The organism is Halorubrum laminariae, from assembly GCF_024494655.1.
GTDB classification, from domain to species: Archaea; Halobacteriota; Halobacteria; order Halobacteriales; family Haloferacaceae; genus Halorubrum; species Halorubrum laminariae.
On sequence record NZ_JANHDL010000001.1, the window covers coordinates 188,798 to 214,894 of the forward strand.

The 26,097-nt window shown below is 68.5% G+C and carries 25 protein-coding genes; 17 read left to right on the forward strand and 8 right to left on the reverse strand.

The window, feature by feature from the left end; genetic code table 11:
• Positions 1 to 55: 55 nt before the first annotated feature.
• The 3 genes from NO887_RS00870 to NO887_RS00880 all read left to right on the forward strand — a co-directional run bounded on the left by NO887_RS00870 (position 56) and on the right by NO887_RS00880 (position 3,322).
• Positions 56 to 1,297: a DUF7504 family protein gene (locus tag NO887_RS00870; protein WP_256416604.1), complete on the forward strand. Its 1,242-nt coding sequence runs from the start codon at positions 56 to 58 to the stop codon at positions 1,295 to 1,297.
• A 94-nt stretch (positions 1,298 to 1,391) separates the two neighbouring features.
• Positions 1,392 to 2,510 (forward strand): DUF5305 domain-containing protein, encoded by a 1,119-nt coding sequence (locus NO887_RS00875; RefSeq protein ID WP_256416605.1) that lies wholly within the window; start codon positions 1,392 to 1,394, stop codon positions 2,508 to 2,510.
• 59 nt (positions 2,511 to 2,569) lie between these two features.
• Positions 2,570 to 3,322 carry a long-chain fatty acid--CoA ligase gene (locus NO887_RS00880; RefSeq protein WP_256416606.1) on the forward strand — a complete coding sequence of 251 codons (753 nt, stop codon included), beginning with the start codon at positions 2,570 to 2,572 and terminating at the stop codon, positions 3,320 to 3,322.
• A 3-nt stretch (positions 3,323 to 3,325) separates the two neighbouring features.
• On the opposite strand, the gene NO887_RS00885 is transcribed toward NO887_RS00880, so the two are convergent.
• The gene (locus NO887_RS00885; RefSeq protein ID WP_256416607.1) at positions 3,326 to 5,227 is read right to left on the reverse strand and encodes an ABC transporter substrate-binding protein; all 1,902 of its coding nucleotides are present in this window, start codon (positions 5,225 to 5,227) and stop codon (positions 3,326 to 3,328) included.
• A gap of 153 nt (positions 5,228 to 5,380) precedes the next feature.
• On the opposite strand from NO887_RS00885, the gene NO887_RS00890 reads away from it, so the two are divergent.
• The gene (locus NO887_RS00890; RefSeq protein ID WP_256416608.1) at positions 5,381 to 5,878 is read left to right on the forward strand and encodes a LabA-like NYN domain-containing protein; all 498 of its coding nucleotides are present in this window, start codon (positions 5,381 to 5,383) and stop codon (positions 5,876 to 5,878) included.
• 11 nt (positions 5,879 to 5,889) lie between these two features.
• Here the strand turns inward: NO887_RS00890 and NO887_RS00895 are convergent, their stop codons facing one another.
• The 7 genes from NO887_RS00895 to NO887_RS00925 all read right to left on the reverse strand — a co-directional run bounded on the left by NO887_RS00895 (position 5,890) and on the right by NO887_RS00925 (position 13,293).
• Positions 5,890 to 7,104 carry a M20/M25/M40 family metallo-hydrolase gene (locus NO887_RS00895; RefSeq protein ID WP_256416609.1) on the reverse strand — a complete coding sequence of 405 codons (1,215 nt, stop codon included), beginning with the start codon at positions 7,102 to 7,104 and terminating at the stop codon, positions 5,890 to 5,892.
• Complete coding sequence (gene dapF, locus NO887_RS00900) at positions 7,101 to 8,078, reverse strand: diaminopimelate epimerase (protein WP_256416610.1); 978 nt, start codon at positions 8,076 to 8,078, stop codon at positions 7,101 to 7,103. The genes NO887_RS00895 and dapF overlap by 4 nt, the downstream gene beginning before the upstream one ends.
• Complete coding sequence (gene lysA / locus NO887_RS00905) at positions 8,075 to 9,463, reverse strand: diaminopimelate decarboxylase (protein ID WP_256416612.1); 1,389 nt, start codon at positions 9,461 to 9,463, stop codon at positions 8,075 to 8,077. The genes dapF and lysA overlap by 4 nt, the downstream gene beginning before the upstream one ends.
• Positions 9,460 to 10,299, reverse strand: coding sequence for a 2,3,4,5-tetrahydropyridine-2,6-dicarboxylate N-succinyltransferase (locus NO887_RS00910; RefSeq protein ID WP_256416613.1), 840 nt, complete (start codon positions 10,297 to 10,299; stop codon positions 9,460 to 9,462). Before NO887_RS00910 ends, lysA begins: the two co-directional genes overlap by 4 nt.
• 85 nt (positions 10,300 to 10,384) lie before the next feature.
• A complete protein-coding gene (dapB, locus tag NO887_RS00915; protein ID WP_256416614.1) occupies positions 10,385 to 11,221 on the reverse strand; it encodes a 4-hydroxy-tetrahydrodipicolinate reductase in 837 nt (278 codons plus the stop codon).
• Positions 11,218 to 12,201 (reverse strand): 4-hydroxy-tetrahydrodipicolinate synthase, encoded by a 984-nt coding sequence (dapA, locus tag NO887_RS00920; RefSeq protein ID WP_256416615.1) that lies wholly within the window; start codon positions 12,199 to 12,201, stop codon positions 11,218 to 11,220. The genes dapB and dapA overlap by 4 nt, the downstream gene beginning before the upstream one ends.
• 408 nt (positions 12,202 to 12,609) lie before the next feature.
• Positions 12,610 to 13,293 (reverse strand): haloacid dehalogenase type II, encoded by a 684-nt coding sequence (locus tag NO887_RS00925; RefSeq protein ID WP_256416629.1) that lies wholly within the window; start codon positions 13,291 to 13,293, stop codon positions 12,610 to 12,612.
• Between the two features lie 291 nt (positions 13,294 to 13,584).
• On the opposite strand from NO887_RS00925, the gene NO887_RS00930 reads away from it, so the two are divergent.
• From NO887_RS00930 to NO887_RS00990, 13 genes are all read left to right on the forward strand, one after another.
• Positions 13,585 to 14,478 (forward strand): HD domain-containing protein, encoded by an 894-nt coding sequence (locus tag NO887_RS00930; RefSeq protein ID WP_256416630.1) that lies wholly within the window; start codon positions 13,585 to 13,587, stop codon positions 14,476 to 14,478.
• A 64-nt stretch (positions 14,479 to 14,542) separates the two neighbouring features.
• Positions 14,543 to 15,061, forward strand: a complete 519-nt coding sequence (locus tag NO887_RS00935) for a PUA domain-containing protein (protein ID WP_256416631.1) — start codon at positions 14,543 to 14,545, stop codon at positions 15,059 to 15,061.
• Positions 15,062 to 15,144: 83 nt separating this feature from the next.
• Positions 15,145 to 16,137, forward strand: a complete 993-nt coding sequence (locus tag NO887_RS00940) for a rhomboid family intramembrane serine protease (RefSeq protein WP_256416632.1) — start codon at positions 15,145 to 15,147, stop codon at positions 16,135 to 16,137.
• A complete protein-coding gene (locus tag NO887_RS00945) occupies positions 16,138 to 17,073 on the forward strand; it encodes an endonuclease V (protein ID WP_256416635.1) in 936 nt (311 codons plus the stop codon).
• Between the two features lie 74 nt (positions 17,074 to 17,147).
• Complete coding sequence (locus NO887_RS00950; RefSeq protein WP_256416636.1) at positions 17,148 to 17,420, forward strand: DUF7385 family protein; 273 nt, start codon at positions 17,148 to 17,150, stop codon at positions 17,418 to 17,420.
• A gap of 63 nt (positions 17,421 to 17,483) precedes the next feature.
• Positions 17,484 to 17,729 carry a hypothetical protein gene (locus tag NO887_RS00955; protein ID WP_256416637.1) on the forward strand — a complete coding sequence of 82 codons (246 nt, stop codon included), beginning with the start codon at positions 17,484 to 17,486 and terminating at the stop codon, positions 17,727 to 17,729.
• Positions 17,730 to 17,848: 119 nt separating this feature from the next.
• Positions 17,849 to 18,616 carry a nucleotide-binding protein gene (locus NO887_RS00960; RefSeq protein ID WP_256416638.1) on the forward strand — a complete coding sequence of 256 codons (768 nt, stop codon included), beginning with the start codon at positions 17,849 to 17,851 and terminating at the stop codon, positions 18,614 to 18,616.
• Positions 18,613 to 19,260, forward strand: a complete 648-nt coding sequence (locus tag NO887_RS00965; RefSeq protein WP_256416639.1) for a DUF8054 family protein — start codon at positions 18,613 to 18,615, stop codon at positions 19,258 to 19,260. The genes NO887_RS00960 and NO887_RS00965 overlap by 4 nt, the downstream gene beginning before the upstream one ends.
• A gap of 30 nt (positions 19,261 to 19,290) precedes the next feature.
• The gene (locus tag NO887_RS00970) at positions 19,291 to 20,022 is read left to right on the forward strand and encodes a DUF8116 family protein (protein ID WP_465261987.1); all 732 of its coding nucleotides are present in this window, start codon (positions 19,291 to 19,293) and stop codon (positions 20,020 to 20,022) included.
• 388 nt (positions 20,023 to 20,410) lie between these two features.
• On the forward strand, positions 20,411 to 22,720 hold the full coding sequence (ppsA, locus tag NO887_RS00975; RefSeq protein WP_256416643.1) for a phosphoenolpyruvate synthase: 2,310 nt from the start codon (positions 20,411 to 20,413) through the stop codon (positions 22,718 to 22,720).
• 84 nt (positions 22,721 to 22,804) lie between these two features.
• Positions 22,805 to 23,872 (forward strand): tyrosine decarboxylase MfnA, encoded by a 1,068-nt coding sequence (gene mfnA / locus NO887_RS00980; protein WP_256416644.1) that lies wholly within the window; start codon positions 22,805 to 22,807, stop codon positions 23,870 to 23,872.
• A gap of 267 nt (positions 23,873 to 24,139) precedes the next feature.
• The gene (locus NO887_RS00985) at positions 24,140 to 24,820 is read left to right on the forward strand and encodes a 2,5-diamino-6-(ribosylamino)-4(3H)-pyrimidinone 5'-phosphate reductase (protein WP_256416645.1); all 681 of its coding nucleotides are present in this window, start codon (positions 24,140 to 24,142) and stop codon (positions 24,818 to 24,820) included.
• Positions 24,821 to 25,054: 234 nt separating this feature from the next.
• A complete protein-coding gene (locus NO887_RS00990) occupies positions 25,055 to 25,978 on the forward strand; it encodes a coiled-coil protein (RefSeq protein ID WP_256416646.1) in 924 nt (307 codons plus the stop codon).
• Positions 25,979 to 26,097: the final 119 nt, after the last annotated feature.

The window sequence follows — 26,097 nt, forward strand, 5'->3', positions numbered from 1 at the left end:
TTTTTTAGTCTGAAATGACGAGAGTGCAAAAGATGACGCAGTCGCAGGAGACGGCGTGTCGGGGGCGATCCGGGACACCGCGACCGGCGGTGGTGTCTTCCGATCGAACGTGGTCGGGACACATCGCGCGAACACGAGCACGCCCGATGCGGGCCGGTCGAGTTCGATGAGCGACTCCGGATCGAACGACACCGATTCGGCAGACGTCGATGACGCCGACTCCGATTCAGAGCGCTCGTCTCGGTTCGAATCGCTCCGATCGCGGCTGGACGGAGCCGACGAGACGCCGCCGGCCGACGCCGATCGGGGCGACACGGGGAGTCAGCAAGACGACGGCGACTCGGCCGCCGAACCAGACGAGTGGAGGTGGTCGACCGCGACCGATGACGACAGCGGGACGGCGACGGGCTTCGACGAGGGCGAGACGGGCGAGGCGGGCGAACACGAGGACGCTACCGTGACCGCCGGCTCGGACAGGGGGAGCGACGAGACGGTCGGCGGTAGTGCCGGCACGCGCGAAACTACCGACGCGGTCGACACCGGCACGCGGCCAGACGAGCGGTCAGCCGATCGTGGCGGACGAATCTGGGACCGCGACGAGGCCGACGAGGTGTCCTCGGACGCCGAATCGATCGACCCCAGTGATCCCGCGACCACAGATTCGGGGACAGCGGCGAGCGCTTCGGATCGCGTCGCGCAGGGGTGGAACCCGGACGCCGATGGTGAGAGCAAACTCCCCGTCGACATCGAACCGGGAACGAGCGTGCTCGTGCAGTCCGAGTCGCGAGACGATCGCACGGATCACGCCTGTCACGAGCTGCTCGAAGTCGGCCGAGAGGGAGCGTCACCGCGAGTGCTCCTCGTCCGGTATCAGGAACTCGATCCCGACCGATTGGCGCAGATTGCGGGGAACGCGGACCGTCTCAAACTGATCGCGATCGGCTACAGGCAGTCGGTGCCGGCGTCGGTCGACGATGTCGTCGACAGCGTGCAGATCACGAACCCAAACGATATCACGCGTCTGGGGATCGTCGTGTCCGGGACGATAGACAGCTGGGCGATCGACGATCGACCGATCGCCGTCTGCTTCGACTCACTGAACGTCGTGTTGAACTACCGCGACGTGAAGAGCACGTTCCGGTTTCTGCACGTGCTTCTCAACACGCTCCACGGCGGCGGGGCGGTCTCGCACTTCCACGCGGACCCGCTGGCCGGAAATCCGCAAGACCTGAGCACGCTCAAACCGCTGTTCGACGAGGTCGTCGCCATCGACTCGACCGGAGTGCACACCGAATGACTGACCGCAGTCGTCGGGCGTCGCGGACGCAGAACGTGTCTCCACGGAACGGGGAGGCGTCGCTTCCGCGGAACCGAGGTCGTGAGGGACGCTCGTGAGCGACATCGACCGGTCGATACGGGCCCGTGCGTTCCTCGAACAGTGGCTCTCGGTGCTTTTGATCGCGGCGATCCTGCTCGCGGCCGTCGGCGGGTGGTGGAGCTATCAAGTCCACGCGAGCCCCGAGGTTGAGCGCGACTCGGTGACCGTCGAACAGTGGTCCGAGTCGACCGCGTTCGACCACAGCTCCGTCGTCGTCAACGACTCGTTGGTGTTTGAGGAGGGCGAACGCGTGCGAAACCGACCGGTGTACTACGTGAACCTCGCGGAGGAGCTTGACGTGACGTACGCGTACGAACATACCGCCTCGGAGGGGTCAGTCGACGTGACGACAGACATCCGTCTTGTGTATCGGGGCGTCGAGGGCGAAGACGTGCTCTGGCAGTACGCCGAGCCGCTTGCGAGCGGGAGCGACGAGGGCGTCACAGCGGACGGGAACCACACCGTGGACGCGACCGTCGACATCGACGAGGTCTTCGAGAACATCGACACGATCGAACAGCAGCTCGGTGCCGCGGGCACCATCGAGATCCGCGTCGTCGCCACGTCGAACGTCGAGGGCACGCTGTCTGGACAGTCCGTGAGCGCAACCTACGAGAGCGCGATGCCGATCACGGTCACCCAGCAGACGCTCCGCGTCCTCGAAACCGAGACGATCGACGAGAGCAGCCAGCGGACGGACACCGTCGAGCGCGTGGTCGAGCCCAGCGGCCTCGAAGCCGCCGGCTCGGTGCTGCTGTTCGTCGTCGGACTCGCCGGCACCGGCGGACTGCTGGTCGCTCGCCGGCGCGGCCTCGTCGAACTCTCACCGGACGAGCGCGAGATCCTCCATATCCACCAGCAGGAACAGGAGTTCTCCGAGTGGATCACGCGCGGGACGTTCCCCTCCGAGCGGGAGTACGAGGCGACGGTCCTCGTCGACGATCTGGAGGGGCTCGTCGATGTCGCCATCGACACCAACAAGCGCGTCATCAAGGACGAACAGCTCGGTGTGAGCACGGTGCTCGACGGGGATTACGTGTACGTGTACGTCCGGCCCGACTCGCCGGCGGAAGACTGGCTGGTCAACTACGCGGACATGACGATGGACGAGTTCGAGCAGTTCGAACGCTGAGAGGCGACGGATTCGGCGGAGCCGCTTGCTTTTATGTCACACCGACCTGAGCGTCGGGCATGGACGTCGTCGGCGATCTCCTCGCGCGCGACCGGCGGAGCCGAGATATCGCGCTCGTCACGGTCGACGGGCGCGAGCGCACCTATCGCGATCTGATCACCAACGCGTACAAGGCGGCGAACGTGTTGCGTTACCTCGGCGCGCGTGAGGGCTCGGTCGTCGCCGTCGACCCCGCACCCGAGCTGCACACCGTCCTCGCGTTCCTCGGTGCCGCCCGGCTCGGTGCGCCGGTGCGGTTCGATCCCGACGCGGGAGTCGACGCCGGCGACCGCGTCGTGCTCGTGTCGGTCGACGACGAGCCGACGATCGAACCGGCACCCGGGACGAATCTCGTCGCGTTCGGCGGCCCGCCGGAGCGCCCGGAGACGACCCACTGGGAACAGGAGCTGTGGAGCGAGAACCCGGCGACGCCGCCGAGCGAGGTCGCGCCGGAGGACGCGGTCATCTGCGCTCGACGCCGCGGCTCGTCTGACCGCGCTCCGTCCGACCGCGACGTCTCCCACCGCGCCATCCTCGACGCGGCCGCCGCGGTCGCCGATCGATACGACATGACCGCGGCGTCTCGCGTCACGTTCGGCGGAGGGCTCTCGAACACACGGGCGGTGGCCGCGGGACTCGTCGCTCCGCTGTCGGTCGGAGCGACCGTTGCGCTCGCGGAAGGATCGACACTGACAGTTGAAGTTACGGAACACGCAGACGGGACAGGCGCGACCCCGCGGTCTGTCGCGCTCGATTCGGTCGCGTTACGCTGACCGTCACTCGTAGCGCCACGCCGCGCGGTTCCACCCGTTCGAGAACCGCGATATCGGTCCCGAGAGGCCGGATCGGTAGCCGACGGTGGCCTCGGGAAACGCCAGCGTCACGGAGGGCTGTGCCGACGCGAGCGCGACGAACAGCTCCGCGAGCGTCTCGGCGAGCGCCTCCCGGTCGGTCGCGCGTCGGGCGCGGTCGAAAAGCGACGTAACGGTGGATTCGGGATAGTAGCCGACAGCGTTGTGCGGCGCGGTCGCCCCGTCAAAGTGCGCGGCGGTGGCGAGCGGGTTCCGAGGGAACGTGTTCGACCGGAACACGATCTCCATGTCCCACGGCGCGGCCGCCGTGACGCGCCGCGGTCCGGGATTGACCGCGGTCGGCCGCGTCCACGCGACCGGCTTGCCGCGCACCTCGTCGACCAAGGCGTCCGGCACGTCCGTGAGATCTCCGTCGGCGTCCCGCTCCGGTCGAGGTCGGTCCCCGACCGTGTAGCGCTCGGCCGCGAACCGCTCGCGGGTGGTTCCCTCGACGGCCACGTCGATCCCAAGGTTCGACCCGAGATCGTCGGCGACGAACGCAGCGACGCGGCGGCTCCCGGCGTTGTCGCGGCGGAAAAGCGTCAGGGAGACCCGATCGCCGTCCGGCGTGACCATGTCGTCGCCGTCGAACCCGTAGTCGTGTGCCGACCGATCGAACGCCCGGCGCGCGAGGTCGCGGGCGTACTCGCGGCCGTACCGGTCGCCGGTGCCGAACCGCGGGAGGTCAGCGTCCAACGGGTGGAACTCGGCGAACGGCGGCTGCCACGTGAACTGCGGGGCGGCCGCGCCGTGAAACGCCTCCTCGACGAGCGCGTCCACGTCGATCGCGGCGGACAGCGCCTGCCGAAACGGCCGGTGTCGGAACGGGTTCCCGGGGCCCGCGCTCCACCCGTTGTCGCGCATGTTGACCGCGATCCGTTCGGCGTGCGCCTGCGGGACGCGACCGACGGTGACCCCGTCGGCGTCGCGGTACGCGTCAGCGCGGTCGACTGGGATCGCCGCGGCGTCGAGCGCGCCCGAGTCGAACGCGTCGAGACGCGCCGCCAGCTCGGGGAGCACCCGAATCTCGGCGGCGGCGAAGTGCGGCGCGCCGGCGAACCCCGGCGGGACCGGTACGTCCGGCGACTCGGCGGCCGCACCGAGGTAGTACCGGTCGTTGCGGGCGAGCCGGACGACCTCGCCCCGTCGCCACTCGTCGAGGACGTACGGCCCGAGATTCCCCGCAAACCCGAGTTCGGCGAGCGTCCGGTCTGTGCGGAGCCCCTCGGCGTCAGCCGCGTCGACGTACGGTTCCAGGAGGCCTTTGGGGATCGGATACACGAGCGGCTCGTAGCTCTCGGGCCACAGCAGTCGCGGTTGCGGGAGCGTCGCGCGAAACGAGCGGTCGTCGATGACCGCAACGGAGACGTCCCGCCAGTGTGCCGCCGCGGGCGAGTCCGCCCAGTCGCGCTGGTGGACCTCACTGATTAGGTAGACGAAGTCGTGCGCGGTCACCGAGCCGTACGGATCGCCGAACCGCAGTCCGTCGCGCAGCCGGAACGTCCACTCGCGTCCGTCCTCACTGGACAAATCGTACAGCAGCGGGACGTACTCGTCGTTCTCGTCGAACGCGTATCCGGGATCGATCACGCGAGCGATCGCGTTGCCGCCAGCGTTCCCGGTGTTGTATATCGGGTTGAGTGTCTCTATCGGCTCCGTGACGGCTGTCGCGTACGTCCCCGCATCGCGAGCGAGATCGATCGGTCCGAATCTGAGACCCGAACAACCGGCGAGGGTCGCCGCCGTTCCACCGGCCAGCGCCGAAAGGTACCGTCGTCGTCCGACTCCGCGATCTGCACCGGTGTCGCCGCCGCGTGTACGTCCCATTCGCTCTCTCAGCGCACATATGCATAAAACAATTCAGATGTGCGGCGGATCACCGTGGCGACACTGGGGGCGCGGCCGGAGCCGGCTACCGACACGTTGGCATCGTGAGCCGCGGATCCCAAAAGCCGTAACCCGTCGCGTGAAAACGCCGGTATGAACGAGATCCATCCCGATCAGCGCGTCGCAGTGCTCGCGGACTCACAGAACCTGTATCACTCCGCACAGAGCGTCTATTCCAGAAACATCGATTACTCTAGCCTCCTCGAAGAGGCCGTCTCCGGCCGGGCGCTCGTTCGCGCCATCGCGTACGTGATCCGCGCCGACTCGCCGGAAGAGGAGAGCTTCTTCGAGGCGCTGCGAGAGATCGGCTTCGAGACGAAGATCAAGGACATCAAGACGTTCGCGGACGGGTCGAAGAAGGCCGACTGGGACCTCGGCATGAGCCTCGACGCCGTCTCGCTCGCGAGCCACGTCGACACTGTCGTGTTATGCACCGGCGACGGTGACTTCGCGCGGCTCTGCACGCACCTCCGTCACGAGGGCGTCCGCGTCGAGGCCATGGGGTTCTCGAACTCGGCGGCCGACGAACTGATCGACGCCGCCGACGACTTCGTCGACCTCGCGGAGCGCGAGGAGACGTTCCTGTTGTAGCCGCGCGGGTTCTACCGCGACCCGAGCAGCGCCGCGATCGACCGCTCGACCGCGTCGGCGGCCGCCTCCACCTCCCGCACGCGGACGTACTCGCGCTCGGCGTGCGCGACCGCGCCGGCGTCGTCCGCGAGGTCGCCGGGACCGAAGACGACGGTCGGCGCGGGCGCGAAGTACGACGCCTCCGTCGCCGCGCCGAACGACCGCACTGCGCCGCCGCGTTCTCCGAGTCCCGCGGCGTCGCCCGCCGCTCGCGCCGCGTCCGCGACCGATCCGACCAGTTCGTGGTCGGGGTCCGTCGAGAACGCCTCGAAAAAGGGCGACTCGCGGTCCGTCAGCGCCACGTTGACGCCGACCTCGTCGGGGACCGACCCGCGGACATCCACGGCGAGCGACGACCGAAACCCCTCGGCGGTCTCCGGCGGCACGCTCCGACGGTCCACCGTGATCGAACAGTCGGCGGGGACCTGGTTCGTCGCGTCGCCGCCGGCGATCACCGTCGGCGTGAGCTTCGGCGCGCCGAGCTGCGGGTGATCGTCGCTGTCGTCGTCGAACGTCCGGATCGCCGCGAGCGCGCCCTCGGCGGCTGCGACAGCGTTCGCGCCGGCGAACTCCGCGGCGTGTGCGGCGACGCCCGACAGCTCGACGGTCCCCTGAAACCGTCCCTTGGCCGCCGTACAGGCGTCGAGACCGGTCGGCTCGCCGACGAGGTACAGGTCGGCGTCGAGCCGCGGATCGCTCTCCGAGATCTTCCCCGTCAGCGCCGCAGCCCCGAGCGAAAGGGCCTCCTCGTCGGGCGTGAGCGCGAGCGTGAGCCGCCCGCGAGTCGGCTCAGTTGCGAGGAATCCGGACAACAGCGCCGCGAGCGGTCCCTTCGCGTCGCACGATCCCCGGCCGCGGATCACGTCGTCTGGGTTCCCCGCCGCGTGTCCCCGCTCTCCGTCCGCCGCCGGGCCGCGTTCGAATGGGACGTGCGGCGTCACCGTGTCGAGGTGGGTGTTCACCGCGAGGTGCGGTCCGTCGGCGGGCGCGGGCGACGATTTCTCGGCGACGATGCAGCCGTCCGCGACGACCGAGGCGTCGACGCCGTACGATTCGAGCGTCTCGACGACGAACGACCGCATCGACTCGACTGACTCGTGTGAGGGGATCTGCACCGCCGCTTCGAGGAACGCGACGGGATCGAACTCGGTCGGGTCGTCGGCTCTGGGTGCGGCGTCGCCGCTCATCTGGGATCCACCGGGAGCGTCCCGCTGAACTCGTGGGCGACGGGGCCGGTGAGCGTCGCGTGACCGGCGTCCGGCACGGTGATCGAGAGGTCGCCCCCCGGCGGTCGGGTCACGGCGGACTCGCCCGCGATCAGTCCGAGCCGGCGCGCCGCGGCCACGACGGCGACCGCGCCGGTGCCGCACGACTGCGTCTCGCCCTCGACGCCGCGCTCGAAGGTCCGCTGGTCGATGACCGCCGTCCCCTCGTCGCTCACGTCGCCGCTCCCGTCACCGCCGGTGCCGTCATCGACGACGGCAGCGAGGTTCACGTTCGCTCCCTCGGGAAACACGTCGGCGTGGCGCACCGGGGGCGCGACTGCGTCGAGATCATACGTGTCGATCCCCTCCGGATCGTCGCGGCCGCCGTCGACGAGCGCGACCGCGTGGGGGACCCCAGTGTTGACGGCGGTGACAGACAGCCCGGCGACGGGCTCGTCGATCAGGGGCTCGCCGGCTCGGTCGTCGCCGCGAGCGACGGGAACGCGCGCGGGGTCGAACGTCGGGACGCCCATCTCGATGGTGGCCGCGCTCGCGTCGTCGGTCACGGAGGCGCGGCGCGTCCCAGCCTGCGTGTCGATCATGAACTCGCGGTCGCCGGTCCGGTCGTGCGCCCAGCGCGCGACGACCCGCGCGCCGTTGCCACACATCGACGCGGTTGAGCCGTCCGGCTGGACGAGCGTCATCACGACGCGAGTCGGGTCGAACCGCTCCGCGATGCTCAAGAAGAGCACGCCGTCGGCACCCCGCCGACCGGTCGCGCTCGCCGGGACCACGTCGTCGCCGACGGCGGCGTCGGCGGTCACGCCCGTCTCGCGGTCGCAGTGCGCGCGGGCGAACGCGGCGCGGTCGCCGACTGTGTGGGCGTCCGCGTCGACGACGAGGAAGTCGTTGCCCGTGCCGTGGTACTTCTCCACGGGAACGGCGTGCGCGCTCATCGGTCCGCCTCCGAGGCGTCGCGGTCGGTCGCTCGGGGCTGCTCCCGCTCGACGGCCGTAAGGTCCACGAGCGTCTCGCGGCGGCGGACGAGCCGAGCCGTCCCGCCGACGAGCGCGACCTCGGCGGGCCGCGGCCGGGAGTTGTACTGGTTCGCCATCTCGTACCCGTACGCGCCGGCGATCCCGACAGCGAGAACGTCGCCGCGCGCGGGGTCTGCAAGCGGTCGGTCCGTGGCGAATGCGTCGCCCGTCTCACAGATAGGGCCGGCGACGGTGACGGGCGTCGTCGGCCGTTCGTCAGGGGCCGGCTCGCCGTCGGCTCCGCCGAGGTTGCAGATCGGGTGGTACGCGTCGTACATCGCCGGGCGCAGGAGGTCCGTCATTCCGGCGTCGACGCCGACGACGCGTTCGTCGGGGGTCGGCTTCACCGTGTTCACCCGCGTCAGGAGGACGCCGGCGTCGGCGACGACGTACCGCCCGGGCTCGATCGCGAGGTCAACGCCCTCGGGGAGCGGCGCGACCGCCTCGCGGGTCGCATCGGCGACCGCGGGGAGGTCGAGCGGGGCCGCGTCCTCCTCGTAGGGCACGCCGAACCCGCCGCCGATGTCGACGTACTCGATGTCGATCGGATCCGCTTCTGCGGCCGGCTCCGCCAGCGTTCGGGCCAACTCGCCCATCCGAGCGACCAGCTCCCGGTGGCTGTCGAGCTGGTCCGAGTCGATTCCGGAGCCCGCGTGCGCGTGGATTCCGACCACGTCGAAGCGGGCCGCCGCCTCCCGGGCCGCGGTCGCGGCGCGGTCATACGGAATTCCGAACTTCGCCGCGCCGCCGGTCGTCACCTTCTCGTGATGGCCGGCTCCGACGCCGGGGTTCACGCGGAGACAGATCCGCCCGTCGTAGCCGCGCTCGGCCAGCCGGTCGAGGGTATCGAGCGCCCCGACGGTAACCGTCAGGTCGGGCTCCGCCTCGGCGACGCCGGTGACGTAGTCGAGGTCGCGCGCCGGCGGGTTGACCGCAGTGTAGTGGAGTCGGTCGCCGCCGAAGCCGGCTGCGAGCGCCCGGTCGAGTTCGCCGGCCGAGGCGCACTCGGCGGCGAGTCCGGCATCGCGGACCGTCTCCAGCACGGCGCGGCCGGTGTGAGCCTTGACCGCGTAGCGCACGTCTGCGTCCGGGAAGGCGTCTCGGAGGCGAGCGCAGTTCTCGCGGACGCGGTCGAGGTCCTGGACGTACAGCGGGGTGTCGTGGACGGCCGCGATCGATCGGAGCCCCTCGCCGTCCCAGTCGCACACGCGACGAACCGCGGGACCGCCGTCGCCGGCGGTGTCGGCCGGCGAGTCAGCGAGATCGGCTCCCGAGTCAGCGGAGTCGGAACCGGGGTCGCTCATTCTCGAAGCGCGTCCTCGCGCCGTGTCGCTTCGAGTGTCTCTTCTTCGACGTGCGTCGCGACGACCGCTGGCTTGTACGCGCCGCCCTCGAAGAGGTCGTGGTCGCCGACGCTCGACTCTACCATCCGCGTGAACGCCCGGCGCTCGGCCGGGAGGTGTCCGTACAGAACCTCCTCGTCGACGAGGTCGTACACCGGGATCCGCGGGGTCAACAGGGTGTTCTCGCCAACTATGGAGTTCTCGCCGACGCGGAACCCGCTCGTGACTCGACAGCCCGCGCCGAGCGAGACGCCGTCTTCGATCACGACGGGCGCGTCCTCGACGGGTTCGAGGACGCCGCCGATCAGGGTGTTCGCGCCGAGCTTCACGTTCGCGCCGAGTTGCGCGCAGGAGCCGACCGTGTCGCAGGAGTCGACGAGGGTGCCGTCGCCGACGTACGCGCCCACGTTGACGAACGAGGGGCTCATCATGATGCAGTCGCTGCCGAGGTACGCGCCCCGGCGGATCGCGGTCCCGTCGGGCGTGTTTCGCGTGCCGCGGTCGCCGAGGTCCGCGGTGTCGCGAAGCGGGAGCACGTCGTGATAGCGGACATCGCCGTACTCGCGGGGTTCGGTCGCCCGCAGCCCGAAGTTGAGCAGGATGCCGCGCTTGACCCACTCGTTCGCCTCCCACGAGGTCACGTCGTCGCCGGTCTTCTCCGCGGCGCGCACCTCGCTGGCCTCCAGCGCCGCGAGGAAGGCGTCGAGGGTGTCGGCGTCGTCCGCCGTCGCGTCGGCGGCGGTCAGCCCGTCCTGATAGCGGTCCCACAGATCGGATACGTCGGATTCGAGCGTCATTGGGTGGTACGTGGGCGACCGGTCGTATTTACCCGTCGGTGTGCAGTCGACGGACACTGCGGACATCGGGACTGTGACGAGACCGTCACGCGTCGCCTCCCGTATCGGGTGCATCGCCGCCCGCGTCCAGCACGTCGCCGAAGTCGTACCACCCCGGGTCGCGGCCGGCGATCCAGACGGCAGCGTCGAGCGCGCCCTCGGCGAACACGCCGCGGTCTCCGGCGCGGTGCGTGAGTTCGATCGACTCGCGGTTGCCGGCGAACAGCACCTCGTGTTCGCCCGTCACGTCGCCCGCGCGTCGAGCGTGGACGCCGATCTCGCCAGACTCGCGGGGCGCGTCGCCCTCGCGGCCGTACACGCGCTTGTCGAGGTCGTCGCGAACGTCCTCGACGTCGCCGAGGATCGACTTCGCGGTGCCCGAGGGCGCGTCGCGCTTGCCGTTGTGGTGGGTCTCCGTCAGTTCCACGTCGTAGCCGGGGAGCGCGGCGGCCGCCTCGCGGACCGCCCGGCGGAGCGCGGCGACGCCGCGCGCGAAGTTCGACGCCTTGAGCACCGGGACCGCGTCGCTCGCGGCGTGCAGGCTGTCGATCTGGCCGCCCGCGAATCCGGTCGTCCCGGTGATCATCGGGACGCCGGCGTCAGCGCAGGCCTCGGCGTACGAAACGGCCGAGGCGGGCCCGGTGAAGTCGACGAGGGCATCGGGAGCGCCGTCCGGCGCGTCGCCCGCGAGCAGCTCGGGGAAGTCGTCCGCGTCGCGAACCTCGACGCCCGCGACGGGATCTATCGGCGAGCGGTTCACCGCGACTGCGACGGCGACATCGTCACGGTCGCGAGCAGCCTCGATCACCTCTCGTCCCATCCGACCGCCAGCGCCGGTGACGGCGACGCGGAGCGGCTCGGCGGACGCGCCGGTTCCGCTCATTCGGACTCACCCGGCGATAGCTCGACGGTCGTCGGCTCGCTCGCCTCGTACTCGGCGAGCAAGTCGCGGAGCCGGCCGCGGCGCTCCTCGGAGAGCCGCGAGAGTGGCGAGCGGACCCGCGGCCCGCCCCGCCCGCGGATGTGCATCGCCTCCTTGATCGGGATCGGGTTCGTCTCGGCGAACAGCTCGCGCACGAGCGGCGACAGCTCGTGGTGGAGCGATCGCGCTCGGCCGTAATCGCCGGAGAGCGCGGCTCCGACCATCGCACAGGAGCGCGCCGGCTCGACGTTGGCGACCACGCTGATCGTGCCCGTGCCGCCGATCGAGATCACGGGAAGTGTGAGCCCGTCGTCGCCGGAGAGCACCGAGAACTCCTCGTCGCGGGTGCGCTCTATCACCTCGCTGATGAGGTTCAGGTCGCCGGAAGCGGCCTTGTACCCCTGAATGTTCGGATGTTGAGCGAGTTCGACGGAGACATCGACGGGGATCGACTGGCCGGTCCGGCTCGGCACGTTGTAGACGATCTGTGGGAGGTCGACCGCGTCGGCGATCGTCCGGTAATGTTCGAGGAAGCCGGCGGCCTCGGGCTTGTTGTAGTACGGGGAGATGAGGAGCAGACCGTCCGCGCCGGCGTCCGCGGCGCGCTCGGACAGCGAGAGCGCCTCGGCGGTGTTGTTCGATCCGGTGCCGGCTATCACGGGCACCTCGTCGACGGCGTCGCGGACGGTCTCGATGACCGCGACGTGCTCGTCGTGGCTCATCGTCGCCGACTCGCCGGTGGAGCCGACCGGGACCACGCCGTCGACGCCCGCCCGCTCCATGTATCGAGCATTGTCGGCGAGCTGGTCGTGGTCGATCTCGTCGTTGTCGGTGAACGGCGTCGTCATCGCGGGGTAGACTCCCGCGAACGGTTCGTCTGTCGCGTCTCGGTCGGTCTCGTCTGCTGTCGCGTACGGCGTCGTGGTTGTTGTGTTCGTCATGGTGGGTTCGCGTGTTGGTGGGTTCGGGTGTGGATCGTGCGTTCGCGTGTCGGTGGATTCGCGTGTGATATCGCGTGTCAGTCGTCGAACGGAGCGTTCGCGCGGTCAGGGATCGTCCGGGACGGGGTCGCCACTCCCGCCGGTGGACGTCTCACGCGCGTTTTTTCGAGAAGAGCCGCGTCGCTGACGAAGTCGGCGAGCCGCGGGCGGACGCGGGTCGAGTCACACCCTACGGTAGGCGCGTGGCTCGCTTATAGATTGTGTCTCGAATCGAAACCGTCACCAAGGCGCGCAGTCACCCGCCGGTTCCCCGGACCCGTCTCGGACGGCCGCGAGTGTCCGCGAGGCGAAAGACCCCGCGAGTGTCCGCGGGGCGGGGTCGTTCGATCGGCCGCCTGCGATCGGCTCTCAGACGCCGAGTTCGTCGGCCACGTCGTGGATCGTCTCGACGGTCGCGTCGGGGTCGCCACCGAACGGCTCCCACGGCGTTCCCTTCCGGTCGACCCACGCGGCCTGCATTCCGGCGTGTCGAGCGCCGAGCACGTCGAACCAGCCCGCGGTGACGTGGACGACCTCGTCGATCGGCGTTCCCGTCCGGGCGGCACCGTGGCGGTACACCTCCGCGGCCGGCTTGAACGTCCGTACCTCGTCGGCGCTTATCGTGTCCTCGATCAGGTCCGCGATGTCGGCGTGATCGACGAGCGAGGCGAGCATCTCTGGGTTCCCGTTCGAGAGCACGTAGGGGTCGTAGCCGCCGTCGCGCAGTCGCCGGATCCCGTCGCGAACATCGTCGAAGACATCGAGCTCGTGGTAGACGGCGAGAATCTCGTCGCGCTCGGCGATCGACAGGTCGACGCCGTGCGCGTCGAGCGCGTACTGGAGCGCGTCTCGGTTCATCTCGTAGAAGGGCTGGTACGCGTCGACCTGATTCGCGACAAACGTGTACTCCAGCGACCGCGCCCGCCAGAGCCGCGACACGGGCCGGGGGTCGTCGATGCGAGCGGCGAGCGCCTGCTCTGCGGCGTCCACGTCTACCAGCGTGCTGTACGAGTCGAACGTCACAGAGGACACGCGCTCGGCATCAAGTCCCATGTCACGACGGATCGACGGGGTCCGATATAAGCTCCCGGACCGCGGCGATTCGTCGCGGCGGTGGCGGCCTCACGGCCTCGTGTCGGTAGCGGTCTCACGGCCTCGTGTCGGTAGCGGTCTCACGGCCTCGTGTCGGTAGCGGTCTCACGGCCTCGTGTCGGTAGCGGTCTCACGGCCTCGTGTCGGCAGCGGTCTCACGGCCTCGTGTCGGTAGCGGCCTCACGGATCGCCGGGGGTCGGCGGACGCGCCCGCCCGAGGCTGTTTTAAGCCGACGGCGTCTCCCTCGTTGCATGACCGACCCAGCGGACGATTCGGAACCGGCTCCGAAGGACGCGGCCCACGCGTCGGACCCGAACGCGGACGCCGACGCCGACACGGACGCCGGCCGCCACGAGTACGACCCGAGCGCCGAGCACGCCTTCCCGGACGACCGGCTCAACGAGGTGCTCGGCCGGATCGAGTCGGATCCCGAGATCGAGGCCTACCTGGAGGCGCAGAACGTCAACCCGGTCGACCGGAAGGGGTACAACGACCACGGCAAGAAGCACGTCGAGATCGTGCGCGACCGCGCGCTCCGGCTGTACGACCTCCTGAAGGCCGGCGGCGTCGAGTTCAACGGTGCGCTCGATCAGGGGCTCGACGAGGCGGACGAGCCGGTGATCGTCGCGCTCGCGGCGACGCTCCACGACATCGGCCACGTCGTTCACCGACACGACCACCCGTACTACTCGATCCCGCTCGCAGCCGACTTCCTCGACGACTTCCTCCCCTCCTTCTACGGCGTTCCGGAGCGGGTTCGGGTCAAGGCCGAGGTGCTCCACGCAATCTTGTGTCACCACACCGAAGAGCAGCCGCTGACGCGCGAGGCCGGCGTCGTCAGGATCGCCGACGGGCTCGACATGGAGCGCGGTCGGTCGCGGGTCCCCTACGAGGAGGGCGGCCGCGGTATCAACACCGTCTCCTCGCAGGCGATCGAGCGCGTCTCGTTGCGGAAGGGCGATGAGACTCCCGTACAGGTCGTGATCCGGATGAACAACGCCGCCGGCGTCTATCAGGTCGACTCGCTGCTGAAAGCCAAAATCGACGGATCGATGCTCGAAGACTGGATCCGGACGATCGCGATCAATACCCATCGCGACGGTGAGGATGGCAACGGTCCGATCGTCGATCGGATCGAGCTGTGAGCGGACGCTGTCGGGGGCACACGCCTGTCGCAACCGCTTTGCCGCCGGCCGCGAAACCGCGTCTATGACCGACGCCGAGACGCTCGCGGACCTGCGGACCGGGGCCGACTACCAGTTCGGAGCCGGCGCGGGGGCGGCGCTGTTTCCGCCCGACGAGACGCTGACCGTCCGCCGGTCGAGCGGAGGCCGCCCGCGGCAGGTGATCGTCGGCGATGTCGACGACACGCCCGGCAGCGCAGCGGGAGAGCGACTCGTCTCATACGGGACCGACGGTCGATTCACGCTCGGGGTCGCCGGCGGTCGGCGGCTCCGGTCGACCTTTGCGGCACCTCGACACCGGGTCGTCGTGGGCGACGAGAGCGAGCCGTTCGTCCGCGAGGGGCGCAACGCCTTCGCGAAGTTCGTCACCGAGGCCGACGACGAAATCCGCCCCGGCGACGAGGTGCTCGTCGTCGACGCCGACGACGCGCTGTTCGCTGTCGGGCGCGCGGAGCTGTCGGGTGCCGAGATCGCGGCGTTCGACACCGGCCCGGCCGTGAGCGTCCGGAACGGTGTCGGCTCCGCAGACGACAGCGGCGAGTGACCGACAGGGCCGGCGACGCCTCTCACAGATCCAAACCCTACGTGGACCAAACCGCTTTACGAGCGCCCGCACAAGGACCGGCAATGGCGACGTGCGACGTGTGCGGGGAGTACGAGAACCTCCCGTACCAGTGTAAGCGATGCGGGCAGACGTTCTGCGCCGAGCACCGTCTGCCGGAGAACCACGACTGCTCGGGACTCGGCGAGTGGAGCGATCCCGGCGGGGTCTTCGACAGCGGGTTCGACGACGGCGTCGACGGCCGCTCCGGGAGAACGACCGGCGGCTCGTCCGGCGGTTCCGGCGGGGTCGTGACCCGCATCAAGCGTCGGATCGACCGCGAGACGAGCACCGGCGGGCTCGTGAGCTACGTCCGGGGGAACGCGACCTACGCGATCCTCGCGGCGATGTGGATCACGTTCCTCGCGCAGCTGATCGTCTACCACGGAATCAGTCCGGCGCTGCACGAACAGCTGTTCGTCCTCCGATCGGACGCCCTCGGGAATGTCTGGACGTGGGTGACTTCCGTGCTCTCTCACTCTCCCGTCGGCCTCTACCATATCCTCGGAAACAGCATCGTGCTGTTCTTCTTCGGACCGCTCGTCGAGCGCGCGGTCGGATCAAAGCGTTTCACGGCGTTCTTCTTCGGAGCGGGGATCGCCGCCGGCCTCGGGCATATCCTCTTCGCGATCACGACGAACGCCCCGCCGACCGGCGTGCTCGGCGCGAGCGGTGCCGGGTTCGCGATCCTCGGCGTCCTCACGGTCTGGCGACCGAACATGGAGGTGCTCCTCTTTTTCGTGATCCCGATGAAGATCAAGTACCTCACGTGGGGGATCGCGCTCATCTCAGCGGTCCTCGTTGTCCAGAGCGTGCAGGCCGGCGGAGGCGGCAGCGCCGGCAACATCGCCCACCTCGCACACCTGATCGGCTTCGCGATCGGGCTCGCGTTCGGCAAGCGAAACGAGGGGCTCGCCCGATCAACCGGCGGCGCAGGCGGGGTGCGGATGGGTGGCGCGCGTGGTCCGCGTGGGCCGGGCGGTCCGGGTGGTCCGGGTGGTCCCGGCGGTCGATTCTGAATGGAGATCGCGAACCCCGCGTTCCGACCAGATCCCGCGCTCTCCCGCGACGAGATGGAGGCGCTCCAGCGTGAGATCGCGGCGACGGCGACGTTCGCGGACGACCACGACCTCGCAGTCGAAGCAGTCACGATCGACGACCCGGCGGATCTGACGGAGGGACTCCCGCCGGCCGATCCGACGGCGGGCGCTCCCGAGGATTCCCACGCGCCCGTCAGCGACGCTCCCCCGGTCGGCGGTCCCGCCGTCGACGCCCCGGTCGTCGTCGGCGTCGATCAGGCGTTTCTCACGGAGGAGGATCCGACGCGCGCCGTCTCCGCGGCGGTCGCGATCCGCGCCGGGACCGTGATCGAGTACGCGACGGCGACGACGACGCCCTCGATACCGTACGTTCCCGGGCTGCTCGCGTTCCGAGAAGGAAAACCGATCTGTGCCGCCCTCGACGCCCTCGACGCCGATCCCGACCTCCTCGTCTGTGACGGATCGGGCCGGGTCCATTACCGCGAAGCCGGCCTCGCGACGCACGTCGGCGTCTGCTTCGACGTCCCGAGCGTCGGCGTCGCGAAGCGCCTCCTGTGTGGCGAGCCGGACGAGCCGGTCGACGGCCGTCCGGCCGGGTGGCGGACGCCGATCCGCGCCGACGACGCGGTGGAGACCGCCGCGGGCGACGACGACGCGGGCGACACCGGTGCAGACGACACCGGCGGCGGCGGTTTCGCGCCCGTGATCGGACACGCCGTCCAGTCGCGGCAATACCCCGAGAGCCGGCGGATCAATCCGCTGTACGTGAGCCCGGGACACCGCGTGTCGGCCGAGACGACCGTGGACCTCGTCGAGGCGCTTTGCGCCGGGTATAAGCTCCCGGAGCCGACCCGCCTCGCAGACGCGGCGGCGGACGCGGCGAAGCGCGACGACGGCAAGGCGGAAGATGCGTGAGCCGTCGGCGTCCATCTGTGCCACGGATTGCCACGGACCGGCGGTTTATATGCGATGGGCGAAAACGAGTACGCATGGGAGACGAGGACATGGACGGACCGATGTCTACGGAGCAGTTCAGATCGCTGCGGGACGGCCTAGTGCGCCAGAGTTCCGGCGGCGGTACCACGGTCTACAAGAACGCGGCCGGGGTGGGCTGTCCGAACCCGGACTGCGACCGCGGCGTCTTTCAGACGCTGTTCGTGAGCGACCACGGCTGGCAGCAGATCGGCGCGACCCGCGACGGTATCGACCTCTGTTTAGTCAACACCGACTCGAAGCGACTCGTCTTCATCCACGACGAGTAGTGGCCGAGACGATGACTCGGCACCGAGCCGAACGCTTTTGTCGCATCGCCCGCCAGCGCCGGTATGACATCCGCCCTCCCGATCAGCATCGACGATATCGTCGACGCGGCGTTTATGCTGTTGACGACCGCCGTGGGATTCCTCCTCGGCGGCGTCGTCGGCCTCGTCGTCGGCCTGTTCGCCGGCCACGCGTACCTCGGACTGCTGTCCCGCGTCGCCGACCTCGAAGCGACCGTGAACGCGCTCATCCGCGAAAAGGAGACCCTCCGCGAGCGCGTCGAGACGCTAGAAGACCGCGACGGGACATAGCAGACCGCGACGGGACCAAGACGCGACGGGACCAAGACGCGACGGGACCAAGACGCGACGGTGACGAGAGACGGCCGGCCGATAGACAGCTTTTAGCTAGGTGGCCGGGCAGTCAGTGCATGGTTGAGGCGTTCGCCGTCGCCAGCGGCAAGGGCGGCACGGGGAAGACGACGAGCACGCTCGCGCTCGGAATGGCGCTGGCCGACGAGTACGACGTGACCGTCGTCGACGCCGACACCGGGATGGCGAATCTGCTCTTTCACACCGGACTCGACGACGCGACGGTGACGCTTCACGACCTGCTCGTCGAGGGGGTCGCGACCGACGTGTCGGAGGCGACGTACGACCGCTTCGGGCTCTCCGTCGTTCCCTGCGGCACGTCGCTCGCGGGGTTCGAAGCGGCCGATCCGGCGCGGCTTCGCGCCGTCGTCGCCGAACTCGCCGCCGACACCGACGTGCTACTCCTCGATTCGCCGGCCGCGCTTGGGTCGAAATCGGCGGTCCTTCCGATCGTGCTCGCCGATCGCGTCGTGATCGTCGTCGAACCGACGATCCCCGCGCTCTCGGATGGGCTGAAGGTTCAGGAGTACGCTCGCTCGTACGGGACCGAGACGGCCGGCGTCCTCTTCAACAAGGTCCGCGAGGGAACTGCCGACGTGGCGGCGCAGGCGGAGAGACACTTCGGTGGCCCCGTGCTGGCGAACGTCCCCGACAGCGACATCGTCCGGGCGGCGCGACGCGCTGGCGAACCGCTCCTCGCGCACGCGCCGGAGAGCGGTCCCGCCGCCTGCTACCGCCGGGCCGCCGCTCGGCTCGACGTTCGTGACGGCGACGGCGACGCGGTCGCAGACCGATTCCGGAGCGCGGTGGTCCCCGAGACGCCATGACCGGGGACGCGTCGCCGACGCTCCGGATCCCGCGGGGGAACCTCCTGCGCTCGCGCGTCGTCTCGGAGATCGCCACGACGCTTTCGCGTGCACTCGACCGCGAACTGACCGGCTACGCGACGGTGGTTCCCCAAGAGACGCTTCTTCTGTCCGGCGAGGCGAAAGGCGTCATCACCTTCGCCGACGGAATTCCCATGTTAGCGTACAACACGGTGAGCGACAGCGGCGGAGCCAGCGCGCTCGCCGAACTCGCCGTTCCCGGCCCCTACCGCGTCGAACTGTACGCGGTCGACGCCGACGGACTGGAGACGGCCCACCAAGCTGATGCACTCCGGGTGACGCCGGGCGCGGTGGCAACCGAACTCGCTGACGACCAGCGGCTCGCCGACCGGACGCGGGCCGCTGCGCCCGACGAGCGACTCGCGGAGACCGACGAGGACGATACCGATGCAGTCACCGCGTTCCTCGAAGACGACGACCGGATCGCGGCGATCCGCGAACAGGCCCAGACGGAAGCGGCCGCTCGCGCCAAAGAGTGGGGGCTCGACGACGCTCTCAGCAACGCGACTGAAGATCGGAACTGCGACGGGATCGACGCCGACGGCTCTCACACTCGTTCGGATGCACCGAGATCCGAGCGGTAGCGTTTTGCTCCAGACGGACGTATCGCACACATCACGGTCCTCCGTCTCCTCCGGCTGACGACTCCGGCCGAGTTCGCGGAGTGGTACGAAGCGGGTCGCGCGTACACCAGCCACGTCGCCGCCGGGATGGGGTTCGAGGGTGTCGACGCGCTCGACGGACGCGACATCGCGACCCGACTCCGCGAGGACCACGCGGCGTTGTCGCCCGCGGCGGCGCGCTCGGTCGCGGCCACGCTGCTCGCGGACGGAGCGTTCTCGGAGCCGTACTGCGAGTGGCTCCCGCTCTGGTACGAACTGGGACTAATCGCCCCGGTTCGGTACGGCGAGTGGCGGCTCCGTCGGGTGGCCGCGACCGTTGCCGACGCGGCGGGCGTGACGGTGACCGCACCGCGGTACTCCCGGCCGCAGGACGTGATAGTCGACGGCGAACCCGCGCTCGACAGCGTGTCCGGGTTCCGAGACCGGTTTCTCCTCGCCGACTCGATCCTCCACCTCGAGTGGTTCGTTCACGCCGCTGCCGCCGACGACATCGACGTGCCGAGTACCCTCGTCGAACGGACCCGCGAAGAGTCGCTAACCTACTACGGTGGCGATCGGGACCGGCTCTCGCCAACAGTCCGTCGTTTCCAGCGACTCCTGTTCACCGACGATGCGTGGGTCCGCTGGGTGAACGACCGCTACGAACTCGACAGCCGACTGTTCCGCCTCTGGGAGCGGCTTCTTCGACGCGAACGTCGACGGCTCACGGCCGAGAACCGGTGATTCGTTGGCGGTTCGTAGCCGAGAGATCGTCGTTCGTACCATCTGGGTCGACGGTACGTCCCGACCGGTTTGATGTAACATTACCTGTAACACGTATTCGATCCGATCGATTGCGCAGAAGGTAAGTATAGGCCGGCACAGCGCGTATCTTGGTTCACGAACCGAATGGCGGTTCGTCTCCACCCCTCGCGTTTTCGGCCCTCATTCGCCCGTCCGCGGTCGGTAGGGCTGGTTCCACTCTGCGTTGTCATGATCCGCGGTTTCGTGTCGACGCCGCTTCCACCGGCGATGCCGCTCCCGGGGTAACTCGATTGTGAGTTGTTTTTTATTCACTGTTGCACAGGTCGGAAGCTTCATACGTCGGCTCTCGGATCCTCCGGGTACACGAATGGCAGTACTCTGGCTGGAGGATGTCGACGCCGACGACGTTGGGACCGTCGGCGGAAAAGCGGCTTCGCTCGGTGAACTCATCGGTGCCGGACTCCCCGTTCCCCCCGGATTCACCGTCACGGCGGGGACGTACCGCACCTTCATCGAGGAGAGCGGGATCGACGACGAGCTGTTCTCGGCCGTCGACGTCGACCCCGAGGACTCCGCCGCGCTTCGGGAAGCCGAAGAGACGGCGGAGGAGCTGATCCTCGAAACGCCGCTTCCCGACGACGTTCGCGACGAGATTCTCGAGCGATACCGGACGATGGGCGGCGACGAGGAGGCGTTCGTCGCGGTTCGGTCGTCCGCCACCGCAGAGGATCTTCCCGACTCCTCGTTCGCCGGACAACAGGAGACGTTTCTCAACGTCCGCGAAGCGGACCTCATCCGGCGAGTCAAGGAGTGCTGGGCCTCGCTTTTCACGCAGCGGGCGATCTACTACCGGCAGCAGCGCGGCTTCCCACACGCCGACGTCGACATCGCCGTCGTCGTCCAGCGGATGGTCGACGCTGACAAGTCCGGCGTGATGTTCACTAGCCATCCGTCGACGGGCGACCCGCAGATCACGATCGAGGCGGCGTGGGGACTCGGCGAGGCGGTCGTCTCCGGCACCGTTTCTCCGGACAACTACGTGTACGACCGCGAACGCGGTGCCGTCGACGAAGTGACCGTCGCCGACAAGAAAGTCGAGATGGTCAAGGATCCGGAGACGGGCGAAACCGTGCAACTCGACATCGAAGACGACCGCCGCGAGAGCCGCGTCCTCTCGGACGAGGAGATCGATCGGCTCGTCACACTCGGGAAGCGCGTCGAGGATCACTACGGAACGCCACAGGACGTGGAGTGGGCGATCCACGACGGCGAGATATACATGCTCCAGTCGCGGCCGATCACGACGATCCAAGAGGACGACGCCGCGGCGGCGGACGACGCGGTCGACGACGGAGATACCACCGACCTCGCCGACGGAGCCGATGAGGACGGTGATGCGGACGTGCTCGTGGACGGCCTCGGTGCCAGTCCCGGCGTCGTCTCGGGCGCGGTCCGGATCGTCCACAAGCTCGACCACCTCGATCAGGTACAAGAGGGCGACGTGATGGTGACGGAGATGACGATGCCGGACATGGTCCCAGCGATGAAGCGAGCGGCCGGCATCGTCACTGACGAGGGCGGAATGACGAGCCACGCGGCGATCATTTCGCGCGAACTCGGCGTCCCGGCGGTGGTCGGCACCGGCAACGGCACGCGACGGCTCGAAGACGGACAAAACGTCACGCTCGATGGCGACAAGGGAACCATCCGCGCCGGAACCGAAGACGATGCCGAACCCGGCGAGGAGTTCGAACCCGTCGAGGCGGCGCGTCCTGAGACGCCGGTGAAGCCGATGACCGCGACGGAAGTAAAGGTGAACGTCTCGATTCCGGAGGCCGCCGAGCGCGCGGCGGCGACAGGCGCAGACGGCGTCGGCCTACTTCGCATCGAGCATATGGTGCTCTCGCTCGGCAAGACGCCGGAACGCTACATCGCCGACCACGGTGCCCGAGCGTATCAAGACGAACTGATCGAAGGCGTCCGCCGAGTGGCCGAAGAGTTCTATCCGCGGCCGGTCCGCGTTCGGACGATAGACGCCCCGACGGACGAGTTCCGTGACTTGGAAGGCGGTGACGGCGAACCGAACGAACACAACCCGATGCTCGGGTGGCGTGGAACCCGCCGAAGCCTTGACAAGCCCGAGCCGTTCCGACAGGAACTCACCGCGTTCGCGCGGCTGCTGGAGATGGGGTACGACAACCTCGAAGTGATGTTCCCGCTCGTCAACGACGCGGCCGACATCGAGGGGATCAAACGGCACATGCAGGAAACCGGGATCGATCCCGAGACGAACCGGTGGGGCGTGATGATCGAGACCCCCGCGAGCGCGTTGCAGATCGAAGAACTCGCCGAAGCCGGGATCGATTTCGCCTCGTTCGGGACTAACGACCTCACGCAGTACACGCTGGCGGTCGACCGCAATAACGAGCACGTTGCCGGCCGCTTCGACGAACTCCACCCGGCCGTGTTGACGCTCATCAGCAACACGATCGAGACGTGTCGAGAACTCGGCGTCGACACCAGCATCTGCGGACAGGCCGGCTCGAAGTCGGAGATGGTCGATTTCCTCGTCGAGGAGGGCGTCTCGTCTATCTCGGCAAACATCGACGCGGTTCGCGACGTCCAACACGAAGTGAAACGGACCGAGCAGCGGTTGCTCCTCGATTCGGTCCGCTGAGCGGAGTTGGCCGCTCCGCGCTGTGAGGAGTGTGGTGCCCGGAGAGCGGAACGGGTAAGACTCTCCGCGACAACAGTTTCCCGAATGCAGCAGCCCGAGCCGCAGTCGTTCGACCGGGTGCTTTCCTCGATGTGCACGGAGCCACATCCGGCGGCACGGGAGGCCGCGGAACGATTCCTCGCGACGAACCCCGGAGATCCCGCCACGTACGAGGCGGTCGCGTCGCTGGAAGAGCGCGCGATCGAGTTGCTGGCGACGCTCGCAGACCACCCGTCCCCGACCGACGCCGCGGGCTACGTCACCTCGGGGGGGACGGAGGCGAACGTACAAGCGGTCCGCTCGGCACGGAACCGACACGACGCGAACGACGTGAACGTCGTCGTCCCCGAGAGCGGGCACTTCTCGTTCCACAAGGCCGCGGAGATGCTCGGTGTCGAACTCCGGACGGTTCCGGTGGACGATGACCATCGGACCAGAGCCGACGCCGTCGCCGCAGCGGTTGACACGTCGACGGCGCTTGTCGTCGGCGTTGCTGGCAGCACGGAGTACGGTCGAGTCGACCCGATCCCAGCGCTGGCCGAGATCGCACACGACGCCGGTGCGCTGATGCATGTCGACGCCGCGTGGGGCGGTTTCGTTCTCCCGTTCACCGACGGCGAGTGGTCGTTCGGCGACGCCGCAGTTGACACGCTGACAATCGACCCGCACAAGTTCGGACAGGCACCGGTTCCGGCCGGCGGGCTCCTCGCGCGGGACGCGGCGGCGTTGGACGCGCTCGCCGTCGATACCCCCTATCTCGAGACGCGCTCGCAGGCGACGCTGACGGGTACCCGAAGCGGGGCCGGCGTCGCCGGCGCGGTTGCCGCGATGGAGGTGTTGTGGCCGGACGGCTACCGGGACGCCGTCGAGCGAGCCGGTGACAACGCCGAGTGGCTCGCCGCGGCGCTCGCCGACCGCGGGTACGACGTGGTGGAACCGTCGCTCCCGCTCGTCGCTGCGAGGCTCCCCGAATCCGAGTTCGACGCCCTGCGAGAGGCCGGATGGAAGGTGTCGAGGACGGCGAACGGCGAACTCCGCGTCGTGTGTATGCCACACGTGACTCGCAGCAGTCTCCAAGCGTTCGTCGCCGATCTGGACCGGATACGAGACTGAACGAAGCGGGCGCTACGCGGCGTTCTCGCGCCTTCTATGGTGGCGAACAGACGGCATCGGGTTCCCCGAGCGGCTCGCCGTGCACCCGTCTCGGCCGGCTCGGGACGGTCATCACGTCATGAGTGACGATCGATACGTATTCGCATATGAACGGTCGGGTGCGCACGCGTTCGACGGCCGGAGTTCGAAATCACCGCTGAAACCCGGATCATCTCGGCCGAAACGCGGGACCGAAACGATCATGAGACGAGCGCGCCACCGCTTCGTATGCACGTCGTCGTCAACGCCGCCCAGAGCGTGGACGGGAAGCTCGCGACGCGAAACCGGGAACAGCATCGGATTTCCGGGCCGGAAGATTTCGATCGGGTCGATCGAGTGCGGGCGGCTGCCGACGCGGTACTCGTCGGCGTCGGTACCATCCTCGCCGACGATCCGCACCTCACGCTCGATGAGGAGGACCGCCGAGTCGAGCGGCTCCGGAACGGTCGGGCCGGTCACCCGGCTCGCGTCGTCGTCGACTCGACCGGTCGGACCCCGACGGACGCGCGGATCCTCGACGACGCGGCAACGACGTACCTGCTCGTCTCCGAGGCGACACCCACGGAGCGTCGGGAGGCTCTTACAGAGGCCGGCGCGGCGGTGATCGTGGCAGGGGACGACGACCGAGAGTGCGTCGATCTGACAGCGGGGCTCGACATCCTCACCGACCGCGGGATCGACCGGCTCATGGTCGAGGGGGGCGGCGAGGTGATCTATTCGTGTTTCGCGGCCGGGCTCGTCGACGAACTGCACGTGTACGTGGGATCGATGGTGATCGGCGGCCGCAACGCGCCGACGCTCGCCGACGGCGAGGGGTTCATCGAGGCGTTTCCGACTCTCGACCTCGTCGGAACCGAGCGACTCGACGACGGGATCGTGCTCTCGTACGAGGTCGACGGCCGCTCGTGAGTTCTTCCATTGGCATGTGACGGTCCGCCACGGATCGGCCGGTACACGGTCCGTGCTACCGGAGTACACCCGAACCACCGAAGTCTTTATATATTCCCCGCTGGTATCGTCTGGTACCAGAACGCCTCCGGCGCTGGTGGATCGCACGCTGAAATGAACGGGAGCTCTTGTGAACGGCCCCACACACGACGGCGAGCGGTCGCTATCCCCGGAGCGGTGATGGAGAGATAAAAAATGGTAACGAAAGACGAAGTCATCGAACAGTACGATATCGAGGCGATGGACGAGGCGGACAACGTGGACCTTTCTGAAGACGACTTGGAGAACGGCTCCAAGGGCCAGCTCATCAAACGCGCAGGGCAGCTGCGAGACCGACGTAACGAGCTGAACCAGATGGCCTCCGAGCGCGCGTCCAAGCGCGACGACCTCAACGCGAAGACTCGTGAAAAGGTCGACGAGGCCCAAGAACACCGCGAGAAGCGCGACGAGCTCAACGAGCAGGTCCAAGAGCACAAGGACAAGCGAAACGAACTCAACGCCGAGGCCAACGAACTGTTCGACGAGGTCGAAGAGCTCAAACAGGACATGGAACTCGGCTCCGGCAAGTCCATCGAGGAGCTCGAGTCCGAGATCGAAGACCTAGAGTTCCGCCAGCAGACGGAGGTTCTCGACGCCGAAGACGAGCGCGAACTCATCGAGAAGATCGACGAGAAACGCGAGAATCTCGCCGAGAAGAAGGAGAAGGTCGACGACACCAGCGAACTCGACGACCTCGTCGAGGAGGCCGAGGAGGTTCGATCGGAGGCCAGCCAGCACCACCAGAAGGTGACAGAGCTCGCGGACAAGGCACAGGAGCACCACAACCAGATGATCGAGGCCTACCGCGAGGCCGACGACATCCGCGACGAGGCCGACGAGATGCACGAGCTGTTCGTCGAGGCTCAGGAGGCTGCCGACCAGCACCACGAGGACTTCGTGCGCGTCCAGAAGCGTCTGCGCGAGCTCGACAAGGAGGAAGAGCGCGAGCGCAAAGACGAGCGCGCCGAGAAGCGCGAAGAGGAGAAAGAGGAGGCCGAGGAGATATATCAGAAGTTCAAGGAGGGCGAGACGCTCGACACCGAGGACCTGATGAAGCTCCAGAAGACCGGTCTTCTGTAGTTCGGTCGAACGACACGCGGTTGCAGTTCTTTTGTGACACCTACCGCCTACCCGACGGGTCGCGCAGTAACCGAGGCTCGAGGTCCACCCGATCGCAGACGGTCGACCGCTCCGGAACC